The following is a 16,106-nucleotide window of genomic DNA, read 5'->3' on the forward strand; positions in this document are numbered from 1 at the left end:
CGTTCACGCTCCGGGTGCTTCGTGGGTGTGCAACCACGAGACGACCTGCGTGCGGGAGTGCACGCCGAGTTTGTCGAGGATCCGTTCGACGTGACCGTCGACGGTCCGGCGTGAGATCACGAGCCGGTCGGCGATCGCGCGATTGCTCAGGCCTCCGGCGACGAGTCCCGCGATCTCCTGCTCCCTCTTCGTCAGCGGGGATGTCCGGGAGGCGGACTCGCCTCCCCCGCGCTGCCGTCGGGCGGAGCCCGGAGCACGCGAGGTCCGCCTGCCCGAGGACTCTCTCGGCTCCAGAGCGCTGTCCACGAGATCGACGATGCGCATGCCGGACTGCGGGTGGGGCGATTCGGCGGTGTCCGTCTCGCCCATCCGTTCCCGGAGGCGACGCTCCGCTGCCATCGAGTCCTGCTCGATGTGCGGCCCGAATGCTGCGATCGTCGTACCGAGGCGCTGCCACACCGTCCGTGCGGCCCCGAACAGCCGTGCGGCCTTCTCCGTGTCGCCTTCGGCGCCTGCCGACCAAGCCAGCAGTTCGAGCGACAGTGCCGTGCAGATCTTGTCCTCGAAGTCGCGCTGGACGGCCAGCGCGCCGTTCGCCGCTTCGACCGCAGGGCCGAGGCGCCCGAGATGGTAATGCGCAAGCCCCGAGACCCACAGCGCATAGGCCTTGTTCCACCGCTCGCCGTGCTGATCCGCCATCTCGACGACGCGAGCGCACGTCTCCAGGGCGTCGTCGAGTCGTCCATCGTAGGTCTGCGCCATCGCCAGCTGGAACAGGCAGGTCAGGTGGGCGGCGTGGTCGCCGTGCGCACGATGTACCCGGGCCGCACGGAGGTAGAGGTCGATCGCCTCGGCCGTCGCCCCGCAGAACAGTGCGTGCAGAGCACTCCAGTGATCGCAGTGGGCTCGCAACCGTACATCACCGGATCCGTCTGCGATCGAACGGCACTCGTCGAGGTGGACCGCCGCTCCGTCGCGGTCTCCCTGGATGAGGGCCGTCCACGCGGTCACCCACAGCACGTTGCCGCGCTCGCTGCTCGAGCGCGGAAGTCGTTGCAGGAGTCGTTCGAGCCGGGCCCGCCCGGTGGACAGGTAGCCACCCGCGATCCAGTGATAGCGCAGCGCGACGGCGAGCGCCGCCCCCGTGGCGAGTTCGTCGTCGTCCCGGATCGATCGGTCGAGCGCTGCCATGAAATCCGCGTGGTCGGCGCGCATCGACGACAGCAGGGCGGATTGCCTCGGCCCGTACCAACTCTCGGCGCAGCGACGGGCACGGTCGAGATAGTGCTCGCAATGCCGCCGGTACAGCTGTTCCCGTTCCCCGCGGGCGTCGAGCAGTTCGTGTCCGTACTCGCGCACGGTCACCAGTTGCGAGTACCTCAACACCGACGACGAACGATCGACACCCACAAGCGATTTCGCGATCAACCTGTCGAGCAGGTCGATGACCTGTTCGCTCGGCAGATCGTCGTCGGCGCAGACGGTCTCCGCGGCTTCGAGGTCGAAACTGCCGGTGAACACCGACAACCGTGCCCACAGCGTCCGCTCGGCATCGGAGCACAGTTCGTAGCTCCAGTCGATCAGGGCGCGCAAGGTCTGCTGCCGCGGCACCGCCACGCGACTGCCCCCGGTGAGCAGTGCGAAACGACGATCGAGCCGGTCGACGAGTTGTGCCGGAGACAACGAACGCAGCCGGGTGGCCGCGAGTTCGAGAGCGAGCGGCACACCGTCGAGCGCGATGCACAGGTGCGCAACGGCATCGGCATTGTCGTCGGTCACCTCGAAGCCCGGGACCACCTGCCGGGCCCGTTCGACGAGCAGACCCACCGCTTCGAACCGCTCGAGATCGGCCGCCCGGTTCCCCGTCGATCCGTCCGGTGTCGTCAGAGGTGGAAGCACGTACTCCGCCTCCCCCGCCACCGCGAGCGGCTCACGACTGGTCGCGAGGATCCGCACCTCCGGTGCATCACCGAGAACGGCAGCGACGAAGTCGGCCACGGTCGCGATCAGGTGTTCGCAGTTGTCGACCACGATCAGCATGTGCTCGTCGCGGAGACGGTCGATGATCTTGTCCATCACGGGTCTGGTGGACTGGTCGGTCACGCCCAGAGCGGCCGCTGCAGCCGAGGGAACGGACTCCGGATCCCGCACCACCGCCAGATCGATCCAGCGGAACGAATCGCGGAACGCGCGCGAGGTTCGCACCGCCAGCTCCTCGGCCACCCGGGTCTTCCCCACTCCACCCGGACCGAGGATCGTCAGCAGCCGGGTCCGCTGGAGGCACGACCGGGCCTCGTCGATCTCGCGACGGCGACCGATGAAGGTCGTCACCGAACGGGTGGGCCCCGGGGTGCGGGGTGGTGCAGCTTCCGGCAGGGCAGATTCCATCGTCACGCTTCTCAGAGATAGTGGGCCCAACATACCCGGGTGGTCGTGTGACGGCCAACACAGGTACTCGATGGGGTAATTCGCCCCGCGTTCTCGTGTGTGATCCACGTCATCGTCGATGCAGACCTTCGGTTCATCCGCCGGAGCGACATCACCGATACCGAGGAGCCAGGACAGATGACCACTTCCTCCACCACCCCCGACACCGACGTCGTCGTCGTAGGAGCCGGATTCGCCGGCCTGTACGCGCTGCACAAACTGCGCGACCGGATGAACATGTCCGTGCGGGTCTTCGAGGCCGGCGACGATGTGGGTGGCACCTGGTACTGGAACCGCTATCCCGGCGCCCGCTGCGACATCGAGTCGATCCACTACTCGTACTCGTTCGACGAGGACCTGCAGCAGGAGTGGCAGTGGAGCGAGAAGTTCGCCGGGCAACCGGAGATCCTCCGCTACCTGAACCACGTGGCCGACCGCTTCGACCTGCGGAAGACGATCACATTCGGCACGCGGGTGATCGGCGTGCACTGGGACGACGAGAACTCGTGGTGGACCGTCCGCACCGACACCGGTGAGACCGTGACGGCCCGGTGGTTCATCTCCGGCGCCGGCAACCTCTCGGTCCCCAAGAAGCCCGAGTTCGGAGGCATCGACAACTTCCGTGGGCAGGTGCTGCTGACCGGCAACTGGCCGCACGAGCCCGTCGACTTCACCGGCAGGCGGGTCGCGGTCATCGGCACCGGCGCCAGTGGGATCCAGGCGATCCCGCTGATCGCGCAACAGGCCGCGGAACTGGTGGTCTTCCAGCGCACGCCCCAGTTCGCCACCCCGCTCGGGAACGGTCCGCTCGACCCGCAGGTGCTGGACGAGGCCAAGAAGATCTACCCCGAACTGAGAGAGGCCGCACGCAACCACTTCCTGGGTGTTCCGTTCGACCAGGTGCAGCCGTCGGCGCTCGCCGTCGATGCCGAGGAGCGTCGGCGGGTGTTCGACGAACGCTGGAACGCGGGCGGGTTCCGCCTGTTCATCGACAGCTTCCAGGACATCCTCTTCGACAGGCAGGCCAACGACACCGCCGCCGAGTACATCCGCGAGCGGATCCGCGAGCGGGTCCAGGACCCCGCCAAGGCCGACACGCTCGCACCCCGGGGATACGCCTACGCCACGAAACGTCCCCCGCTCGAGACGAACTACTACGAGGCATACAACCGCGACAACGTGCACCTCGTCGACGTGAAGAGCACTCCGATCAGCGAGATCACCGAAACCGGTGTGCGCGTCGGCGACCGCACCTACGAGGTCGACACCATCGTGCTCGCGACCGGCTTCGACGCGATGACCGGACCGCTCATGGCCATGGACATCCGCGGCCGCAACGGTGTGCGCCTGGCCGACAGGTGGGCACACGGGCCGCGCACCTATCTCGGCATCATGATCGACGAGTTCCCCAACCTCTTCACGATCACCGGACCGCAGTCGCCCTCGGTGCTCTACAACATGCCGCTGGCGATCGAGGACCACGTCGACTTCGCGACCGACGCGATCGCGTATCTGCGCGCACACGATCTCCACGTCATCGAACCCACCCCGGAAGCCGAAGCCGACTGGGTGCGCACCACCACCGAGATCGCCGAGCAGACGCTGCTGCCGCAGACCGACTCGTGGTACATGGGCGCGAACATCCCCGGCAAACCGCGTGCCTGCATGGTCTACCTCGGGGGTGCCCCCACCTACCGGCAGGTCTGCGCCGAGGTCGTCGACGGCGGTTACGTCGGCTTCGACCTCGCCCCGGCACGAGCCACCGTCCCGGCCGCCTCGTAGCGCACCGATCTCCCCCACCTTTCGGAAGGAAACCACCCATGGCACTCGACGACCACGCCGCCGGCCTCATCGCAGGACTTCGGCAGCAGGGATTCACGTCGTTCTCGCAGATGACGGTCGATCAGGTCCGCGCGACGATCGCGACCTTCACCGATCTCCAACTTCCACCGCAGGACGTCGAGCGTGTGGACGAGACCCACTACGAGAGCGACGGCACCCGTCTCCCCCTACGGATCTACACCCCCGGGACGGACACCGGGCCGCGTCCGGTGGTGCTCTACTTCCACGGCGGCGGGTTCGTCGCGGGCGACCTCACCGTCGTGGACGAACCGGCGCGGGCGATCGCCCGCGCGACCGGGGCCACCGTCGTGACCGCGGGATACCGTCTGGCGCCGGAACATCCGTTCCCCGCAGCGGCCGACGACGCGTGGGCTGCGTTGCAGTGGGTCACCGCGCACATCGCCGAGTGCGGCGGCGACCCGCACAACCTCGTGGTGATGGGCGACAGTGCCGGTGGCAACCTCGCAGCCGGAGTCGCGCTGCGGGCCCGCGACGAAGGCGCACCGGTGCTGCGCGGACAGGTGCTGATCTACCCGGCGCTGGACCGCGCTGCCGACCTGCCCTCGCGCCGCGAGTTCGCCGAGGGGTACATCGTCACCGCCGCCGACATGGACTGGTTCCTCGACCGGTACTTCGCCTCACCCGAGGACGCAGAGACACCGTATGCGCTTCCCGCACGCGCGCCCCGTGTGGACGGTCTGCCACCGACCCTGGTGCTCACCACCGAGAACGAGGTGCTCCGCGACGAAGGTGAGCTCTACGGACGACGGCTACGAGAGGCGGGTGTGGACGTGACGATTCGCCGGTTCGACGGGCTCGTGCACGGCGCATTCTGGATGTCGGGCGCGGTGCCGCGCAGCGGCGAGATGCGCGACGAGGTGGCCGGGTTCGTCACCCGCACCACCTCGGGCGTCCCCGCGCGGTAGGAACTCGATCCGCTACTCCGCGGGAGGGGCCGAGCGACGATCCGACGTCGCCGGCCCTTCTCCGCGTTCCTCGTCGTCGCGCGCCGCACGCTCGTCGTCGTCCCGCGCCGCGCGCTCGTCGTCTTCGCGCGCCGCGCGAGCGGCCTCGCGCATCTCGATCGCGTCGGTGATCAGCTCGCCGATCTCGCGGGTGACGTCCCGGACCGCCCCGGTGATGATCCCGGCGATCGCGCCGACGTGGGTGGCCGCCGACTCGGTGACCTCCTGGATCGTGTCCTTGTTACGCTCGAATCTTCCCACCATGTTCGACCCCCTCGATCGTGTCGTCCGCGAGGGTACCCGCATCGCCGGCGAGGTGGTCCGCGCCGCGACGACGGTCGATGATCACCTGCGACTCGGGTTCGGAACGCACCCATCCCGGCGGGAGAGCGAACTTGAAGATCTTCTTCCACACCGACGTCACCTGGGCGGTGAGGCCACCGGTGTTGTACGGAAGTCCGTGCTTCTCGCACAGTTCCCTGACCTTCGGGGCGACCCCCGGATAACGGTGCGCCGGCAGGTCGGGGAACAGGTGGTGCTCGATCTGGTGCGACAGGTTGCCCGACATGATGTGGAACAACGGGGAGCCGGTGATGTTCGCGCTGCCCAGCATCTGCCGGACGTACCACTCGCCCCGGGTCTCGTCGGCGGTCTCCTCCTCGGTGAAGGACTGCACGCCGGACGGGAAGTGGCCGCAGAAGATGATCGAGTACGCCCACACGTTGCGCACCAGATTGGCGGTCGCGTTACCGAGCAGGGTCGGGACGAACATCGGTCCGCTCAGCAGCGGGAAGGCGATGTAGTCCTTGATCACCTGGCGACCGGCCTTGCGCCACCAGCCCTTCGCGATCGGGATCACGTCGCGCCAGGAGCGTTTCCCGGCGACGATCCGGTCGACCTCCGCGTCGTGCATCATCACGCCCCATTCGAACAGGAACATGAGAGCGGTCGCGTAGACCGGATTGCCGAGATAGTAGGGATGCCACTTCTGGGCAGGGTCCATGCGCAGGATCCCGTATCCGATGTCGCGATCCTGGCCGAGGATGTTGGTGTAGGTGTGGTGCACGTAGTTGTGCGAGTGCCGCCACTGGTCCGACGGGCACACCGTGTCCCATTCGAAGACACGAGAATTCAGCGACGGTTCGCGCATCCAGTCGTACTGACCGTGCATCACGTTGTGCCCGATCTCCATGTTGTCGAGGATCTTCGACACGCTCAGTGCTGCGACCCCGGCGACCCATGCGGGCGGGAGGAAGCCGACGAAGAGCAGACCGCGACCGGCGATCTCGAATCCGCGCTGCGCACTGATGATCCGGTAGAGGTACTCGCGATCCTCGTCACCGAGGGATGCGAGCGTCTGCTCCCGCAGTGCGTCGAGTTCGCGACCGATCTCCTCGACGCTGTCGTGGTCGAGGACGAGCGGTTCGTTCTCGGCCGCAGAACTGCGGCCGGACAGGAAGGGCAGGAAGGGGACGGTGGGTAGGGACAATCCGAACATGATGTCCTCCAAGGTTTTCGGTGGTGTCGTCCGATAGCCGGTTCAGAGTTCGACGGCGACGTCGCCGACCGGGGCGTTGACACAGATCTGGATGCGGCGACCGGGTTCCGAACCGACGTCGCCGGTACGCACGTCGCGCGTGCAGCCCGACAGCCGGACTGCGGTGCAGCTGTGGCAGATGCCCATGCGGCATCCGTGTTCGGGCGTGAGCCCTGCCGCTTCGGCCTGTTCGAGCAGCGTCGACCCGGTGTTCTCGGCAACGACGCCGGATTCGGCGAAGGAGATCTCGCCGCCGGCATCGTCCGTCGACACGACCGGTGGTGCGAGGACGAATTCCTCGGTGTTCACCATGGTCTCGGCACCCCGCTCGGCGTAGACCTCGCGGATGCGCGCGACCATCTCCGCCGGACCGCACACGAAGGTGGGTGTGTCGGCATACCAGGGCGCGACGGCCGCGAGGTGGCTACGGTCGAACCGCCCCTGCAGCAGCCCGTCGTCGGAGCGGGTGTGGGCGTGGACGATCTCGATGTTGGGGCAGTCGGCGAGCGCCTCGAGTTCGGCGCGACGCGGAACGTGCCCGGGCGTACGCGTGTAGTAGAGCAGCACCGCGGACCCGTCGTACCCCTCGGCGACGAGACCGGACAGCATCGACAGCACGGGCGTCAGCCCGGAGCCCGCGGCGACGAACAGCAGGCGTCGAGGGCGTGGGCTCGGCAGCACGAACTCGCCTGCGGGAGAACCGAGTTCGACGACATCTCCGACCTGCGCACGGTCGTGGAGGTGGCGCGAGACGGTGCCCTCGGAATGCCTGCCGATGGTGAACCGCAGGTCGGGCCTGCGCTTCGACCCCGCGTCGACGAGCGTCGGCGAGTAGCAGCGCGTGTGCCGCACGCCGTCGACGCGGACCGACACGGTCACGTACTGCCCGGGAAGGGGTCGGCACGGCTGCGCGGGCCGCACCGTGACCGTGAGCGAGTCGGTGGCACTTCGGTCCACATCTGTAATCCGGGCGTAGTTCGCCGACGTGACGAGAAGCGGGTCGGCGAGTTCCAGGTAGCGGTCCGGGTGATGCGGATAGGACAGCATCCCGAGTGCTCCTACCAGGAGTTTCCGCAACGAAACCGAGCGCGGGACGGGTGTCGGACGGTCGCGCACGATCATGTCTGTCCGCCTTTCGGTAGACCTCTGCGTGCTCAGTGAACGAATGTGCACTGAAATCAGTGTGACAGTCGGACACACCTGTCTGTCAACCCTGATGTGACCGCAGACACAGATGACCGGACACCGCCCGGAACGTCGTGCCTAGACTCGGGGGGTGTCCACCGCTTCCGTACCCCCGCCGACCACCCGCGCCGAACGCAAGGAACGCACACGTCAGGCGCTTCTCGACGCCGCCCTCGAACTGTCCGCCGACCGGGGACTCGGCGGGGTGAGCCTGCGGGAGGTGGCCCGCAGCGCGGGCATCGTGCCGACCGCGTTCTACCGGCACTTCTCGTCCATGGACGAGCTCGGAGTCACTCTCGCCGCCGACACGATGCGGGTGCTGCGGCGCCTGCTGCGCGACGCGCGGCGCACACCCGGCCCGGCAGGCGCGCGGCAATCGCTCGACGTGCTGGTCCAGCAGGTACGGGCTCACAAGGCGGCCTTCCGGTTCCTGGCACGCGAACGCCACGGTGGCGTTCCCGAGGTGGCCGCCGCGATCTCCGTCGAGCTGCGCCTGCTGACCAGCGAGCTCGCCGCCGACCTGGGTCGCTCCCCGGGCCTCGAGGACTGGGATTTCGACGATCTCGAGATGGCCGCCGACCTGCTGGTGACCGCGATGCTCGATTTCGTCCTCGACCTGCTCGCCGTCGAACGTCCCGGCAGCGCGCAGGAGGCGGAGGTCGTCACCCGCGCGGAGAAACAGATGCGTCTGATCCTGCTGGGCGCGGCGGCATGGCGGCCGCGCCGGACGTCCGGCGACCGGTGACGGGCCGACGCGACGCCGGTTCGCCGAGGTGGACGGGAAATCCTGTCGCAGACACGTGCCTTCCGTAACGTGGTTCCCATGGCATCGACCGAACCCGCCACCTACGACGACCTGACCTTCGACGTGCGCGTGGCGGGTCCGAGGGACGGCACACCCGTCGTGCTCCTGCACGGCTTCCCCGAGACATCACGCAGCTGGACGCCGGTGGCGCGACTGCTCGTCGAGCGCGGTTTCCGCGTGATCGCCCCCGACCAGCGCGGCTACTCCCCCGGTGCCCGGCCGACCGGCGTCGAGCACTACGGGGTGCCGGCGCTCGCCGGTGATGTCCTCGGCCTGCTCGACGAGTTCGGGCTCGATCGCGTCCACCTCGTCGGGCACGACTGGGGCGCCGCTGTGGCCTGGTACTTCGCCGCCCACAATCCCGACCGCGTCTCGGCGCTGACCGCGGTCTCGGTCCCCCACCTCGCTGCCTACGGCTGGGCGTTGCGGGAGGACGCCGACCAGCGCGAGCGCTCCTCCTACATCGGCCTGTTCCGCCAGGAGGGCAAGGCGGAGGAACTCCTCCTCGCCGACGACGCACGGCGCCTGCGGGCGATGTTCACCTCCGCCGTCGACCACGACTCGGTCGACCACTACGTCGCCGCGATGTCCGCGCCCGGCGCGCTCACCGCCGCCCTGAACTGGTATCGCGCCATGACACGGGATCTCGATTCGACTCCCCCGGTCCGCGTCCCGACGACCTACATCTGGAGCACCGCCGACATGGCGATCGGCCGAGCCGGCGCCGAACGGTGTGGCGAATTCGTCGACGCCGAGTACGACTTCGTGGTCCTGCCCGACGTCTCGCACTGGATCCCGGAGGAGGCGCCGGACGAGATCGCGAACGCGATCTCGCGGCGGCGGAACGGCTGAGAGCCGCCCACCGCGGCTTCCGTCAGCCCACGACCGGGGCGAGCAGCACTTCGAGCTCGGCGACGACCGCATCGAGCGGAGCCGGACTGCGCTGCGCCTGGGCCACGACCAGTGCGCCCTCCAGTGCGGCGATGACCAGGTTCGCCAACGACCGCGCACGCTCCGCGCCGACGCCGTCGGCCACCAGGGACCGCGCGACGACGTCGACGAAGGTGTCGAAGGCCTCCCCGGCCCGTGCGCGCGCACGCGGTTCGGTCCCGAGACCGGCGGCCACCACCGGGCATCCCGCGACATAGTCGGTGGCCACGAGACCCTCACGCCACAGGTCGACGACGGCGCGCACCGTGTCCACCACACCGAGACCGTCGACCTTCGCCGTCAGCGACCGCTCGATCCGGGTGGCGGCCCGGTCCGTGGCCTCTTCGACGAGTTGCGCCTTGCCGCCGGGAAAGTGGTGGTAGATGGAACCGCGCGGCGCACCGCTGTGCTCGAGGACGTCCCGGAACGACGTGGCCGCGACCCCTCGCTCGCTCATCAGCGCGATCGCGCTGGCGATCATCGCCGCGCGCGGTCCGTCCCGTCGTTCTGCAGCGCTCACCCGTTCCTCCGGCAGTGGTGGTTGTCACCCATATTCTATGTATGTTGTCGTACAGATCCGACCCTGCGCGACACCATTTTCCGAGGAGACCCTGCCATGACCGACGTCTCGGTGACCACTCACGTCTTCGACGCTGCCGTCGACCTGTTCGAGGTCCGGGACGATCGCACCGAAGGGCACACGCACCCCGCCTACGCGAACATGGTCGGCCCGTTCGGCGGCATCACCGCCGCGACCCTCCTCCGCGCGGTCGAACGACACCCGGATGTCCTCGGCATGCCGCTGTCCCTGACGGTCAATTACGCCGGACCCATCGCCGACGGCCCGTTCGACCTCGCGGTGCGCCCGGTGCGGACGAACCGCACCACCCAGCACTGGTCGATCGAACTGTCGCAGGGCGGCGAGGTCGCCACCACCGCGACGGCCGTCTTCGGTCTCCGTCGCCCCACCTGGTCGTCGACCGAACTGCAGGCACCGGCCGCCCCGGCACCCGACTCGCTCGAGCCGACACCGCTGCCGGACTACATCGCGTGGGCACGCAACTACGAGATGCGATACGCCGCGGGAGCCGTTCCCGAGGAGGGCAGCGCGGAGGTCGCCGACTCCACGTCGACGCTGTGGGTCCGCGATGTCCCGTCGCGTCCGCTCGACTTCGCCTCGCTCACCGCGATGTGCGACATCTTCTACCCCCGCGCCTTCCTCCGACTGGGTCGGGTGCTGCCGGCCGGCACGGTCTCGATGACCGTCTACTTCCACGCGGACCCGGAGACCGTTGCCGCACAATCCGACAGCCCGGTGCTCGCGACCGCACGTGCGAATCGCTTCGAACAGGGCTTCTTCGACCAGAGCGCACAGCTGTGGGGACGCGACGGCGTCCTCCTCGCGACTTCGCACCAGATCGTCTACTTCAAGGCGTGACCGGAGGGGCCGGTGATCGATCGACCCGAGCCGTCGGCGTTCGGCGCCCGTCCCGGTCACCGGCACACCTGTAGCCTCGGAAACATCCACCCACCGGATTGCGAGGTCCACTGTGACGATGCCGAGGCTCCTCCGACGGACGGGTGTCATCGCCTGCGCCGCAATCGTGTTCACGACCGTGGGCACGGTCGCCTGCGCCGACACGGAGGACACGGCCCCGGCCGCGGACTATGCGTCGTACGTCGCCCTGGGAGACTCGTTCACCTCCGGACCCGGCATCCCGCCGCAGACCGAAGGCGATCCGTGCGGGCGGTCGGCGAGCAACTACCCCACCCTCGTCGCGACCGATCTCGGCATCGAGGATTTCGTCGACGCGTCGTGCGGTGCCGCAACCTCCCTCGACTTCGCGATGCCGCAGACCACCTTCCGGGGCGCGACGGTGCCACCGCAGTACGACGCACTGCGCCCCGACACCGAACTCGTCACCGTGGGTATCGGCGGCAACGACATCGGTCTCGTCCAGCTGGCGCTGGGATGCGTCAATCTCGCCGCGCCGCCCCAGGGCACCTCGTGCGCGATCACGAACGCCCCGGACGGCACCGACCGCATCGATGCCGCCATCGACACCTTCGCTCCCGTCTACACCACGGTGATCGACGAGATCCGCCGCCGTTCCCCGGAGGCACGCATCGTGCTCGTCGGCTACCCCACCGGGATCCGCGACGGCGGGTGCTTCCCCGAACAGCGGATCTGGCCCGACGACGCGACCTACCTGCAGGAGAAGATCGACCGGTTGAACACCGTCATGCGCGAGCAGGCCGAGGCCGCGGACGTGGACTACGTCGACCTGCGCGATTCGACCCGCGACCACGACGCGTGCGCCGACCCGGAGACCCGGTGGATGGCCGGCCTGCAGCCGACCGCCGGATCGATCCCGCTGCATCCGAACGCGGCCGGGCACCGCAACGCCGCCGACCAGGTGCTCGCCACGATCACCGACTGAGCCGGTTCACGCCGTCGCGGACGTCTCCGGAGCCCGCACGGCGAGCAGCGCCACCAGACCCGCGGCGAGCACGATCAGCAATCCCACGATGCCCGCGCGGTCGGTGCCGAACCACCACGCGAAGAACCCGAACAGCGTCGGCGCCAGGAACGACACCGCGCGTCCCGTCGTCGCGTAGAGACCGAACATCTGCCCCTCCCGGCCCGGCGGGGTCAGTCGCGCCAGGAAGGTGCGCGCCGACGACTGGGCGGGGCCGACGAACAGGCACAGCACCAGACCGAAGATCCAGAACATCGTGGGACCCGACACCACCAGCAGGACGATGCCGGTCGCGATCATGGCGACCAACGAGCCCACGATGACCGCCTTGGGCCCGACCCGGTCGTCGACGCGTCCGGCCACCAGTGCGCCCACCGCGGAGACGACGTTCGCGGCGACACCGAAGATCAGCACGTCGCCCGCTCCGATCCTGTAGACCGTGACGGCGAGGACCGCCCCGAAGGTGAAGACACCGGCGAGACCGTCCCGGAACAACGCCGACGCCCCGAGATACCAGATGGTGCGACGATCCGCCCGCCACAACTCCGTCAGGTCGCGCCACAGCACGCGGTACGACTCGACGAAACCGGCGCGGCGGGCGACGTCGCCACGCGCGACCGGCTTCTCCGGGACGGCGAGGAGCACGGGCACGGCGAACACCGCGAACCACACGGCCGCGAACAGCGCGACGAGCCGGATGTTGGTGCCGTCCTCGGTGGGCACCCCGAGGAAACCGCGGGTGTCGCCGTCACCGGCGATGAACCCGGTGTAGCACAGCAGCAGGAGCACGATGCCGCCGAAATAGCCCATCGCCCAACCGAAACCCGAGACCCGGCCGATGTCGTCCGGCGTCGACACCTGACGCAGCATCGAGTTGTACGGCACCTGCGCGAGCTCGGCCATCACGGACGCCACGCCGAGCAGGACCAGGCCGAGCCACAGATAGTGGTAGTCGTCGCGCACGAAGTACATCGCCGCCATCGCCGCGACGGTGACCGCGGTGAGAATGCCCAGCGACCACTTCCGTCGCCCGGCCGCGTCGTACCGCTGACCCGACACCGGGGCGGTCACGGCGATGACGAACCCGGCGATGCCGAGCGACCATCCGAGCCAGGTGCTCGCCGAGATCCCACCCGGCAGGTCGTCGCCGACCGCGTCGGTGAGATAGACGGAGAACACGAACGTCAGGATCACGGCGTTGAACGCCGCGGAACCCCAGTCCCACAGACCCCACGAGACGACCTGACGACGTGTCGTGGCCTCCCCGGCCCCGCTCGCCGTGTCCGTGAACGCATTCATGCCCCGGAGCCTAGGCTTCCGGAGTCCCCGCAGCACCGAACGACTCGGCCTCGAGCCGGGGGCGGGCCCGGTCACCACTCCTGCGCCTGCCGCTACGCTGACCCACTGTGACTCTGCCGAATCCCCATCCCGATGCCCGTGCCGTCGTCACCGGAGCGTCCTCCGGCATCGGCGAGGCCCTCGCAACCGAACTCGCCGCCCGCGGCCACTCGCTGATCCTGGTCGCCCGTCGCGGCGAGGTGATGGAGGCGCTCGCCGAGACCCTGCGCGCGCAGCACGGCGTGACCGTCGAGGTGCGCGCGTGCGATCTGTCCGACCGTGACGCACGGACACCGCTCGTCGACGAACTCGGACGTCGGCGCATCAGCATCCTGTGCAACAACGCCGGTATCGCCACCTTCGGCGCGGTCGCCGAGCTCGACGCGGCCTACGAGCGGGCACAGGTCGAGCTCAACGCCGTCGCCGTGCACGACCTCACCCTCGCGGTGCTGCCGCAGATGGTCGAGCGGAACTCCGGCGCGATCCTCATGGTGGGTTCGGCCGCCGGCAACATGCCGATCCCGAACAATGCCACCTACGCCGCGACGAAGGCGTTCGTCAACACCTTCTCCGAGTCGCTGCGCGGCGAACTCAAGGGCACCGGCGTGCACGTCACGCTGCTCGCCCCCGGCCCGGTGCGCACCGAGGAACCCGACCCCGCCGAGGCGTCGATCGTCGACAAGCTGGTCCCGGACTTCCTGTGGATCTCGAGCGAGCACACCGCGAAGGTCTCGCTCGACGCGCTCGCCGCGAACCGGATGCGCATCGTGCCCGGTGTGATCAGCAAGGCCATGTCGGCCGCCGGTCAGTTCTCGCCGCGGTCGATCTCGGCCCCCATCGCCGGCGCGTTCTACAAGAAGCTCGGCGGCAACTGACACGCAGCACCATTTCACCGCCTTCGGCGGCAGCAACACTTCACCGCCTTCGGCGGCGTCCCGTGCCGAAGAGGCTCCGGCCGATCTCCCGGCCGGCCGCGGACGCCGCCGAACGGATGAAGCTGCGCACAGCCGCACTGCCGAGCACCTGCTCCACGACCGACACCTCGGCGTCGTCCGGTGCCTGCGACGGCACGTCCGGGACCGGTTCGACGTCGGTCGCCCCGACCACCGAGGCGGTGAGCTTCTCGTAGGCCGATTCCCGGTCGATGGTGCGGCCGTATTTGCCGTAGAGCGGGTTCGCCTGCGCCGACGCACGCATCGCGCTCTCCCCCACCGTGCCCATCAGCGAATGCGGCGGTCGCAGCCGCGTCCAGGCGACGGGGGTGGGCGCACCCAGTTCGGACAGGACCGTCACGATCGCCTCACCGGTCCCCAGGCCGGTCAGTGCGTCGGCGAGGTCGTAGGCGTCGGTCTTCGGGAAGGTGCGCACGACCTTCGACAGTGCGGCTTCGTCCTCGGGTGTGAAGGCGCGCAGCGCGTGCTGGATCCGCGCTCCGAGCTGCGACAGCACGCTCCGGGGCATATCCGTGGGCGACTGCGTGCAGAAGACCACGCCGACGCCCTTGGACCGGATGAGCTTCACTGTCTGTTCGATCTGCTGCAGGAATGCCTTCGACGCATCGGTGAAGAGCAGATGCGCCTCGTCGAAGAAGAACACGAGCCGCGGCTTGTCGACGTCGCCGACCTCCGGTAACGACTGGAACAGGTCGGCGAGCAACCACATCAGGAACGTCGAGAACAGCGTCGGCCGGGTGGCCTCGGCGCCGAACTCGAACAGGTTGATCGTGCCCTGACCGTCGATCACCCGCAGCAGGTCCTCGACCTCCAGTTCGGGTTCGCCGAAGAATCCCTCCCCGCCCGCGTTCTCGAGGTTGACGACCGCACGGAGGATGACGCCCGCGGTCGCCGGCGACACGGCACCGAGATCGTCGAGTGCGTCGCGCCCTTCGTCGCTCGTCAGGTGCCGGATCACCTGCCGCAGGTCGGCGAGATCGAGCAGCGGCAGGCCGTTGCGATCGGCCCAGTGGAAGATCAGGCCTAGGGTGGACTCTTGAGTGGCGTTGAGCCCCAGCACCTTCGACAGCAGGATCGGCCCGAACGAGGTGACGGTGGCGCGGACGGGGATACCGACCCCCTCGGTGCCGAGCGAGTAGAAGGCCACGGGATGTCCCGTGGGCGTCCAGTCCTCGTCACCGGTGTCGGCCGCGCGGGTGAGCACCGCATCGTCCGGCTCGCCGGCGGCCGACAGACCCGACAGGTCGGACTTCACGTCGGCCATCACCACCGGCACCCCCGCCGCCGACAGTTGTTCGGCCATGACCTGCAGCGTCTTGGTCTTGCCCGTGCCGGTCGCACCGGCGACCAGCGCGTGACGATTGAGCGTGGCGAGCGGGATGCGCACCGGCGCGTCGGGATCGGCGACGCCGTCGAGCACCACCGTGCCCAGTTCCAGCGCCTCGCCGATCACCTCGTACCCGGCCGCGATGGTCGCGGCGGTGATCTCCGGCTTGTCGGTCATGCTCGCCCCCTCCGGCCTCGACCTCGCCCACCGCGACGGTACCGGGCCGCCGAACCCACGGAAGGACCATTCTTATCGGGTGCCAGAATTGTCGCATTACAGTGATTCCCCTCACAACAGCAGCGGGGAGGTTTCCCGCT

At 68.8% G+C, this 16,106-nt stretch carries 14 protein-coding genes; 7 read left to right on the forward strand and 7 right to left on the reverse strand.

What is annotated here, in order from left to right; translation table 11 throughout:
- Positions 1 to 3: 3 nt before the first annotated feature.
- Entirely contained in the window at positions 4 to 2,388 is a 2,385-nt protein-coding gene (locus tag ACPCXD_RS08410) for an ATP-binding protein (RefSeq protein WP_253250004.1), read from the reverse strand.
- A gap of 177 nt (positions 2,389 to 2,565) precedes the next feature.
- Here ACPCXD_RS08410 and ACPCXD_RS08415 point away from each other — a divergent pair, with 177 nt between their 5' ends.
- On the forward strand, positions 2,566 to 4,209 hold the full coding sequence (locus ACPCXD_RS08415) for a flavin-containing monooxygenase (RefSeq protein WP_106201548.1): 1,644 nt from the start codon (positions 2,566 to 2,568) through the stop codon (positions 4,207 to 4,209).
- A 38-nt stretch (positions 4,210 to 4,247) separates the two neighbouring features.
- Positions 4,248 to 5,195: an alpha/beta hydrolase gene (locus ACPCXD_RS08420; protein WP_088897401.1), complete on the forward strand. Its 948-nt coding sequence runs from the start codon at positions 4,248 to 4,250 to the stop codon at positions 5,193 to 5,195.
- Between the two features lie 12 nt (positions 5,196 to 5,207).
- On the opposite strand, the gene ACPCXD_RS08425 is transcribed toward ACPCXD_RS08420, so the two are convergent.
- The 3 genes from ACPCXD_RS08425 to ACPCXD_RS08435 are packed head-to-tail and all read right to left on the reverse strand — an operon-like array spanning position 5,208 to position 7,818.
- On the reverse strand, positions 5,208 to 5,498 hold the full coding sequence (locus ACPCXD_RS08425; protein WP_145691859.1) for a hypothetical protein: 291 nt from the start codon (positions 5,496 to 5,498) through the stop codon (positions 5,208 to 5,210).
- Positions 5,476 to 6,732, reverse strand: a complete 1,257-nt coding sequence (locus ACPCXD_RS08430; protein WP_423659182.1) for a fatty acid desaturase family protein — start codon at positions 6,730 to 6,732, stop codon at positions 5,476 to 5,478. Before ACPCXD_RS08430 ends, ACPCXD_RS08425 begins: the two co-directional genes overlap by 23 nt.
- Positions 6,733 to 6,774: 42 nt before the next feature.
- Positions 6,775 to 7,818 carry a ferredoxin reductase gene (locus tag ACPCXD_RS08435; protein ID WP_423659184.1) on the reverse strand — a complete coding sequence of 348 codons (1,044 nt, stop codon included), beginning with the start codon at positions 7,816 to 7,818 and terminating at the stop codon, positions 6,775 to 6,777.
- A 229-nt stretch (positions 7,819 to 8,047) separates the two neighbouring features.
- Between ACPCXD_RS08435 and ACPCXD_RS08440 the strand changes: the two genes are divergently transcribed.
- Positions 8,048 to 8,701: a TetR family transcriptional regulator gene (locus tag ACPCXD_RS08440; protein WP_059383940.1), complete on the forward strand. Its 654-nt coding sequence runs from the start codon at positions 8,048 to 8,050 to the stop codon at positions 8,699 to 8,701.
- Positions 8,702 to 8,779: 78 nt separating this feature from the next.
- Positions 8,780 to 9,613 (forward strand): alpha/beta fold hydrolase, encoded by an 834-nt coding sequence (locus ACPCXD_RS08445; protein ID WP_145691862.1) that lies wholly within the window; start codon positions 8,780 to 8,782, stop codon positions 9,611 to 9,613.
- Positions 9,614 to 9,635: 22 nt separating this feature from the next.
- Here ACPCXD_RS08445 and ACPCXD_RS08450 read toward each other — a convergent pair whose 3' ends face one another.
- Positions 9,636 to 10,211 carry a TetR/AcrR family transcriptional regulator gene (locus ACPCXD_RS08450; protein WP_026061615.1) on the reverse strand — a complete coding sequence of 192 codons (576 nt, stop codon included), beginning with the start codon at positions 10,209 to 10,211 and terminating at the stop codon, positions 9,636 to 9,638.
- Positions 10,212 to 10,307: 96 nt separating this feature from the next.
- Here ACPCXD_RS08450 and ACPCXD_RS08455 point away from each other — a divergent pair, with 96 nt between their 5' ends.
- Together ACPCXD_RS08455 and ACPCXD_RS08460 are read left to right on the forward strand one after the other, a co-directional pair.
- Positions 10,308 to 11,129: an acyl-CoA thioesterase gene (locus ACPCXD_RS08455; protein ID WP_088897406.1), complete on the forward strand. Its 822-nt coding sequence runs from the start codon at positions 10,308 to 10,310 to the stop codon at positions 11,127 to 11,129.
- Between the two features lie 112 nt (positions 11,130 to 11,241).
- Entirely contained in the window at positions 11,242 to 12,132 is an 891-nt protein-coding gene (locus tag ACPCXD_RS08460; protein WP_016694418.1) for an SGNH/GDSL hydrolase family protein, read from the forward strand.
- A 6-nt stretch (positions 12,133 to 12,138) separates the two neighbouring features.
- On the opposite strand, the gene ACPCXD_RS08465 is transcribed toward ACPCXD_RS08460, so the two are convergent.
- Positions 12,139 to 13,470: an MFS transporter gene (locus ACPCXD_RS08465; protein WP_423659187.1), complete on the reverse strand. Its 1,332-nt coding sequence runs from the start codon at positions 13,468 to 13,470 to the stop codon at positions 12,139 to 12,141.
- Positions 13,471 to 13,577: 107 nt separating this feature from the next.
- Between ACPCXD_RS08465 and cmrA the strand changes: the two genes are divergently transcribed.
- Positions 13,578 to 14,384 carry a mycolate reductase gene (gene cmrA / locus ACPCXD_RS08470; protein WP_016694416.1) on the forward strand — a complete coding sequence of 269 codons (807 nt, stop codon included), beginning with the start codon at positions 13,578 to 13,580 and terminating at the stop codon, positions 14,382 to 14,384.
- 40 nt (positions 14,385 to 14,424) lie between these two features.
- On the opposite strand, the gene ACPCXD_RS08475 is transcribed toward cmrA, so the two are convergent.
- The gene (locus ACPCXD_RS08475; RefSeq protein ID WP_160876380.1) at positions 14,425 to 15,966 is read right to left on the reverse strand and encodes a helicase HerA-like domain-containing protein; all 1,542 of its coding nucleotides are present in this window, start codon (positions 15,964 to 15,966) and stop codon (positions 14,425 to 14,427) included.
- Between the last annotated feature and the right edge of the window lie 140 nt (positions 15,967 to 16,106).

This window comes from Rhodococcus sp. AB351 (genome assembly GCF_049538275.1).
Classification (GTDB): domain Bacteria; phylum Actinomycetota; class Actinomycetes; order Mycobacteriales; family Mycobacteriaceae; genus Rhodococcus.

What these genes read in the sequence shown, in the direction of transcription:
- ACPCXD_RS08475 (WP_160876380.1), bottom strand. Translation starts at nt 15,966, where the DNA reads ATGACCGACAAGCCGGAGATCACCGCCGCGACCATCGCGGCCGGGTAC.
- ACPCXD_RS08455 (WP_088897406.1), top strand. Translation starts at nt 10,308, where the DNA reads ATGACCGACGTCTCGGTGACCACTCACGTCTTCGACGCTGCCGTCGAC.
- ACPCXD_RS08430 (WP_423659182.1), bottom strand. Translation starts at nt 6,732, where the DNA reads ATGTTCGGATTGTCCCTACCCACCGTCCCCTTCCTGCCCTTCCTGTCC.
- ACPCXD_RS08410 (WP_253250004.1), bottom strand. Translation starts at nt 2,388, where the DNA reads ATGGAATCTGCCCTGCCGGAAGCTGCACCACCCCGCACCCCGGGGCCC.
- ACPCXD_RS08445 (WP_145691862.1), top strand. Translation starts at nt 8,780, where the DNA reads ATGGCATCGACCGAACCCGCCACCTACGACGACCTGACCTTCGACGTG.
- ACPCXD_RS08435 (WP_423659184.1), bottom strand. Translation starts at nt 7,818, where the DNA reads ATGCTGTCCTATCCGCATCACCCGGACCGCTACCTGGAACTCGCCGAC.
- ACPCXD_RS08420 (WP_088897401.1), top strand. Translation starts at nt 4,248, where the DNA reads ATGGCACTCGACGACCACGCCGCCGGCCTCATCGCAGGACTTCGGCAG.
- ACPCXD_RS08425 (WP_145691859.1), bottom strand. Translation starts at nt 5,498, where the DNA reads ATGGTGGGAAGATTCGAGCGTAACAAGGACACGATCCAGGAGGTCACC.
- ACPCXD_RS08465 (WP_423659187.1), bottom strand. Translation starts at nt 13,470, where the DNA reads ATGAATGCGTTCACGGACACGGCGAGCGGGGCCGGGGAGGCCACGACA.
- ACPCXD_RS08415 (WP_106201548.1), top strand. Translation starts at nt 2,566, where the DNA reads ATGACCACTTCCTCCACCACCCCCGACACCGACGTCGTCGTCGTAGGA.